2 protein-coding genes are annotated in these 6,718 nt (G+C 67.8%); both read left to right on the top strand.

Annotated elements, in window-relative coordinates; all coding sequences use genetic code 11:
* Nucleotides 1–332: 332 nt before the first annotated feature.
* Nucleotides 333–4,970, top strand: coding sequence for a glutamate synthase large subunit (gltB, locus tag ACODSY_RS07475; protein ID WP_488951081.1), 4,638 nt, complete (start codon nt 333–335; stop codon nt 4,968–4,970).
* 22 nt (nt 4,971–4,992) lie between these two features.
* Entirely contained in the window at nt 4,993–6,444 is a 1,452-nt protein-coding gene (locus ACODSY_RS07470) for a glutamate synthase subunit beta (RefSeq protein WP_488951080.1), read from the top strand.
* Nucleotides 6,445–6,718 lie beyond the last annotated feature (274 nt).

Below are 6,718 nucleotides of genomic sequence, written 5' to 3'. Positions count from 1 at the left end.
GTCACAGGTTCAAATCCTGTCCCCGCACCCAAAGCTTCCAAAACAACCACTCCCACAGCCTCCCTCGGGAGGCTTTTTCGATTCCGACAATGCGCGAGCCTCCGGATGCCGGGGCTGCCCATGGAAGGCGGAGCGCGGACCAGCAACCGTTCGGCAGCCGCTGAGCGCCGAGCAACTCGGCAAGCGTGGAACGCGGAATGCGGGGGCCACAGAAAATTTCGACCTCACAGGCGCGATATCCGCCATCGACACGGGTTAATTCTACCGCTTAAAAGCCGCCGGCGTTGATCGTGGCCCTGCGGCCAAGCTCTCGCCGAGGGGATGGCCGAATGATGATGCGCACGATGAGAGAGCAGGGCCTGTACGACCCTCGAAACGAGCATGACGCCTGCGGCGTCGGCTTTGTCGCCAACATCAAAGGCCGCAAGTCGCACGAGGTCGTGCAGGCAGGGCTGCAGATCCTGGTGAACATCGACCACCGTGGCGCGGTCGGCGCCGACCCGCTCGTGGGCGATGGCGCGGGTTGCCTGATCCAGATCCCCGATCGGCTCTACCGCGATTGGGCGGACTCGGCAGGCGTCGAGTTGCCGCCAGCCGGCGAATACGCCGTGGCCATGTGCTTCCTGCCCCAGGACGAACTGGCGCGCGTCGCGGCCATGGAGCAGTTCGAGCACTTCCTGAAGGTCGAGAAGCAGCCTCTGCTGGGCTGGCGCGACCTGCCGGTGGACACCCAAGGTTTGGGCGAGGCCGTGCTGGCGTCCATGCCGATGATCCGGCAAGCCTTCATCGGCCGTGGTCCGACCGTGAAGGATCAGGACGCCCATGAGCGGAAGTTGCTGGCGGTCCGCAAGCAGTTCCAGAACCCGCTGGCGGAACTTGCCGCCAAGCGCGGCATCCCCGCGCTGACCGAGGTATACCTGCCGTCGTTCTCCACGCGCACGGTCGTCTACAAGGGCCTGCTGCTCGCGAACCAAGTCGGCAGTTTCTACAAGGACCTGCAGGACGAGCGCTGCGAGAGCGCCCTGTCGATGGTCCACCAGCGGTTCTCGACCAACACGTTCCCATCCTGGAAGCTGGCCCACCCCTACCGGTTCGTCGCCCACAACGGCGAGATCAACACCGTTCGCGGCAACGTGAACTGGATGAACGCCCGCCGCCGCACGCTGGAGAGCGAACTGCTGGGCGCCGACCTCAACAAGATGTGGCCGCTGATCCCGCATGGGCAGTCGGACACCGCCTGCCTGGACAACGCGCTCGAGCTGCTGGTCGCCGGCGGCATCCCGCTGGTCCAGGCCATGATGATGCTCATCCCCGAGGCCTGGGCCGGCAACCCGCTGATGGATGCCGAAAGGAAGGCCTTCTACGAGTATCACGCCGCGCTGATGGAGCCGTGGGACGGCCCGGCCGCCGTGGCCTTCACCGACGGCCGCCAGATCGGCGCAACCCTCGACCGCAACGGCCTGCGCCCCGCCCGCTTCGTCATCACCGACCAGGACCACGTGATCATGGCCTCGGAAGTCGGGGTGCTGGACGTGCCGGAGGAGCGGATCGTCCGCAAGTGGCGCCTCCAACCCGGCAAGATGCTGCTCATCGACATGGAAGAGGGCCGCATCATCGAGGACGAGGAGATCAAGACGAAGCTCGCCGCGGCCGCGCCCTATCAGCAATGGTTGGCCGACACCCAATTCAAGCTGGAGGAGCTGTCGCTGGACGAGGTCTCGGTCGACCCGCCGACCAATGACCCTGCGAGCTTGCTCGACCGCCAGCAGGCGTTTGGCTACACGCAGGAGGACGTGCAGTTCTTCCTCGAGCCGATGGGGCGTGACGGGGACGATCCGATCGGCTCAATGGGCCACGACACACCGATCGCGGTGCTCTCGTCGCGCTCCAAGCTGCTGTACGAGTACTTCAAGCAGAACTTCGCCCAGGTGACGAACCCGCCGATCGATCCGATCCGCGAGGAGTTGGTCATGAGTCTGGTCTCGATGATCGGGCCGCGGCCGAACCTGCTTGGCCGCCAAGCCGGCGCGCACAAGCGCCTGGAGGTCGCCCAGCCGATCCTCACGGACGAGGATCTGGCGAAGATCCGCGCGATCCATGAGCTGCTGGACGGAGCCTTCCGTACGGCGACAATCGACATCACCTGGCCGGCCGAGGAGGGCGCGGACGGCCTGGAGAGAGCCGTGGACCGGGTGTGCCGCGAGGCCACCGACAACGTGCTGGCCGACGTGAACATCCTGATCCTGTCGGACAGGGCGGTGTCCGAGGATCGCATCCCCATCCCGGCGGCGCTGGCCACCGCGGCCGTGCACCACCACCTCATCCGCCAGGGCCTGCGCATGCAGACCGGGCTGGTCATCGAGACCGGCGAGGCGCGGGAGGTCCACCACTTCTGTGTCCTGGCGGGCTACGGCGCCGAGGCGGTGAACCCCTATCTGGCCTTCCAGACGCTGGAGCAGATCCGCGTGCGCGAGGGCTTCGCGCTGTCGGCCTATGACGTGCGAAAGAACTACATCAAGGCCGTGGGCAAGGGCGTCATGAAGGTGATGTCCAAGATGGGCATCTCGACCTACCAGTCGTATTGCGGCGCCCAGATCTTCGACGCCGTCGGCCTGTCGTCGGCGCTGATCGAGCGCTACTTCACCGGCACCGCGACCACCATCGAGGGCGTGGGCCTGGCCGAGATCGCCGAGGAGACGGTGCGCCGACACCGCGACGCCTTCGGAGAGAGCCCAATCTACAAGAACATGCTGGACGTGGGCGGCCAGTACGCCTGGCGTCTGCGCGGCGAGGCGCACGCCTGGACGCCTGAATCGATTTCGGGCCTGCAGCATGCGGTCCGCGGCAACCTGCCGGCGGAGTACGCGAAGTTCGCGAACGCCATTAACGAACAGAGTGAGCGCTTGCTGACCCTGCGTGGACTGATGCGCATGAAGCCGGCCGAGGCGCCGGTGTCGCTGGACGAGGTGGAGCCCGCCGCCGAGATCGTGAAGCGGTTCTCGACCGGCGCCATGTCCTTCGGCTCGATCAGCCGCGAGGCGCACACGACGCTGGCCATCGCCATGAACCGCATCGGCGGCCGCTCCAACACCGGCGAAGGTGGCGAGGAGCCGGATCGCTTCAGGCCGCTGCCGAACGGCGACTCCATGCGCTCGGCGATCAAGCAGGTCGCTTCGGGCCGGTTCGGCGTGACCACGGAGTACCTCGTCAACGCCGATGACATCCAGATCAAGATGGCTCAGGGGGCCAAGCCCGGGGAGGGAGGCCAGCTGCCGGGCCACAAGGTGGACAAGAACATCGCCAGGGTCCGGCACTCCACGCCGGGCGTGGGCCTGATCAGTCCGCCACCGCACCACGACATCTATTCGATCGAGGACCTGGCGCAGCTCATCCACGACCTGAAGAACGTCAACCCCGCCGCCCGCATCTCGGTGAAGCTGGTGTCGGAGGTGGGGGTCGGCACGGTCGCCGCGGGGGTCGCCAAGGCGCGCGCCGACCACCTCACCATTTCGGGCTTCGAGGGCGGCACGGGCGCCAGCCCGCTGACCTCGCTGACCCATGCCGGCTCGCCCTGGGAGATCGGCCTCGCCGAAACCCAGCAGACCCTGCTGCTGAACGGCCTGCGCAGCCGCATCGCCGTCCAGGTGGACGGCGGCCTGCGGACGGGACGTGACGTGGCGATCGGCGCGTTGCTTGGGGCCGAGGAGTTCGGCTTCGCCACGGCGCCGCTGATCGCGGCCGGCTGCATCATGATGCGCAAGTGCCACCTGAACACCTGCCCGGTGGGGGTCGCGACCCAGGACCCGGTGTTGCGCGCGCGTTTCACCGGCCAGCCCGAGCACGTGATCAACTACTTCTTCTTCGTCGCCGAAGAGCTGCGCGCGATCATGGCGCAGATGGGCTTCCGCACCCTCGACGAGATGGTCGGCCGGGTCGACCGCCTCGACATGCGTGACGCAGTCGAACACTGGAAGGCCCAGGGCGTCGACCTGTCCAAGCTGCTCTACGCCGCGCCGGCCGAAGGCAAGGCGCTGCACAATGTGGAGCGCCAGGACCACGGCCTGGAGAAGGCGCTGGACAACACCCTGATCGCTGACAGCGGCCCCGCGCTGGATCGGGGCGAACCGGTCCGCGCCGAGTATGCGATCCGCAACGTCAACCGCACCGTGGGGGCCATGCTCTCCGGCGAAGTGGCGAAGCGTTACGGCCATGCAGGCCTGCCCGAGGACACCATTGCCCTCACGTTGCGCGGCACCGCCGGCCAGAGCTTCGGCGCCTTCCTCGCGCGCGGCGTGAGCCTGACCCTGATCGGCGACGCCAACGACTACGTCGGCAAGGGGCTGTCGGGCGGCCGCGTGGTGGTGCGCCAGCCGGCGGAATCGCGGCGCGACCCCACGCGCAACATCGTGGTCGGCAACACCGTTCTATACGGCGCCGTCGCAGGCGAGGCGTACTTCGAAGGCGTGGCCGGCGAGCGCTTCGCCGTGCGCAACTCCGGCGCCGTGACGGTCGTCGAGGGCGTCGGCGACCACGGCTGCGAGTACATGACCGGCGGCGTGGTGGTGGTGCTCGGCGACACCGGCCGCAACTTCGCGGCGGGTATGAGCGGCGGCGTCGCCTATGTCTATGACCCGCGCAGACGCTTCGAGCCGCTGTGCAACAAGGCGATGGTCGACCTGGAGGGCATCGCGGCGGATGGCGGCGGCGACGAGGCGATGCGGCCCAGCCAGCGGTCGATCTCGGTCGAGAACGCCGGGATGGGCGACCTGCTGGGTCACGACGCCGAACGCCTGCGCATCCTGATCGAACGACACCACCTGCACACTGGCAGCCGCCGCGCCGCCGAGATCCTTGAGAACTGGGAGCGCACGCTGCCGTCCTTCGTGAAGGTGATGCCCAAGGACTTCCGTCGGGCGCTGACCGACATGGCCAACGAACGCGCCGCGGCCGCCGCGGTCGCGGCCGAGTAATCCGGACGACGGAGGAACGACGATGGGCAAGCCGACCGGATTTCTCGATTTCGAACGCAAGGACCGCGGCTATGCGCCGGTGGCCGAACGCCTGAAGCACTGGAACGAGTTCGTCACGCCGCTGCCGCAGGACGAGGTGCGCCAGCAGGCGTCGCGCTGCATGAGCTGCGGGATCCCGTTCTGTCACCAGGGGTGCCCGGTGAACAACCAGATCCCCGACTTCAACGAGCTGGTCCATCGCGACCACTGGCGGGCGGCGCTGGACAACCTACAGTCCACCAACAACTTCCCGGAGTTCACTGGCCGCATATGCCCGGCGCCTTGCGAGGCAGCCTGCACGCTGAACATCCCGGACACTCCGGTGACCATCAAGTCGATCGAATGCCAGATCATCGATCGCGGGTGGGACGAGAACTGGATCACGCCCGAACCGTCGCCCCGGGGCACAGGCAAGCGGGTTGGCGTCGTCGGATCTGGACCGGCGGGCCTGGCCTGCGCCCAGCAGCTCGCTCGGGCGGGGCACGCCACGACGGTGTTCGAGAAGGCGGACCGGGTCGGCGGCCTGCTGCGCTACGGCATCCCGGACTTCAAGATGGAGAAGCACCTCATCGACCGGCGGGTCCGGCAGATGGAGGGCGAGGGCGTGATCTTCCGCACAAACTTCGAGGTCGGCGGCATGGTCTCGGTCCAGCGCCTGCTGGACGACTACGACGTGCTGGTCATGGCCTGCGGCGCCGAAGATCCGCGTGACCTGCAGGTGCCGGGCCGGGAGCTCGCGGGCGTGCACTTCGCCATGGAGTTCCTGACCCAGCAGAACAAGCGCAACGCCGGCGATCCGGAGTCGATCGCAGCGCCCGACGGGTCGATCCACGCGGCGGGCAAGCACGTGGTCGTCATCGGCGGCGGGGACACCGGCTCGGACTGCATCGGCACCTCCAACCGCCATGGCGCGGCCTCGGTGACCCAGCTCGAGATCATGCCCATGCCGCCCGAGCGCGAGGACAAGGCGCTCACCTGGCCCGATTGGCCGCTCAAGCTGCGAACCTCGTCGTCGCATCAGGAAGGGGCCGAGCGCGAGTTCGCCGTGGCGACCAAGCGCTTCATCGGCCAGGACGGCCGGCTGGTCGCCATCGAGTGCGTGCGGCTCGAATGGGTCGCGGGCGCCGATGGTCGGATGCAGATGCAGGAGATCGCCGGTTCGGAGTTCGAGCTGAAGGCCGACCTGGTGTTCTTGGCGATGGGGTTCGTCGGGCCCAAGCGCGGCGGCGTGGTCGAACAGAGCGGCATCGAACTGGACCCACGCGGCAACCTCCTGGCCAGCGCTCGGGACTACCGGACGTCGAACGCAAGGATCTTTGCCTGCGGTGATGCGCGGAGGGGGCAATCGCTGGTGGTGTGGGCCATCCGGGAAGGCCGGCAATGCGCTCAGTCTGTCGACGCGACACTCATGGGTGCGTCCCGGCTTCCCCGATAATCTTGGATGACTGCGGCGGGGAGCGGGAGGTCGTGACATCGGAGCCCGTCCATGTGGCCGCGTAATCTCGCGACGGGTCCAGGCGGCGGCCGCTTCCGGGGTGTGGGCGGGGGGCTGTTCGAAGGTCCCGGCGGCGGGGCTTCAAGCGGGACGGGCGGCGGCTTGAGCGAGGCCATCGGGCGGTGGGCTGTTTCGCGGACCAGGTGGCGGCCTCAGCGAGAGTCCGGGCGGAGGCTTTTCGACTGTGCTGGGGGTGGAGAATCCACCGCACGTC

It is taken from the genome of Phenylobacterium sp. FG114 (assembly GCF_057809855.1).
This window is presented reverse-complemented; position numbering and strand designations above follow the sequence as displayed.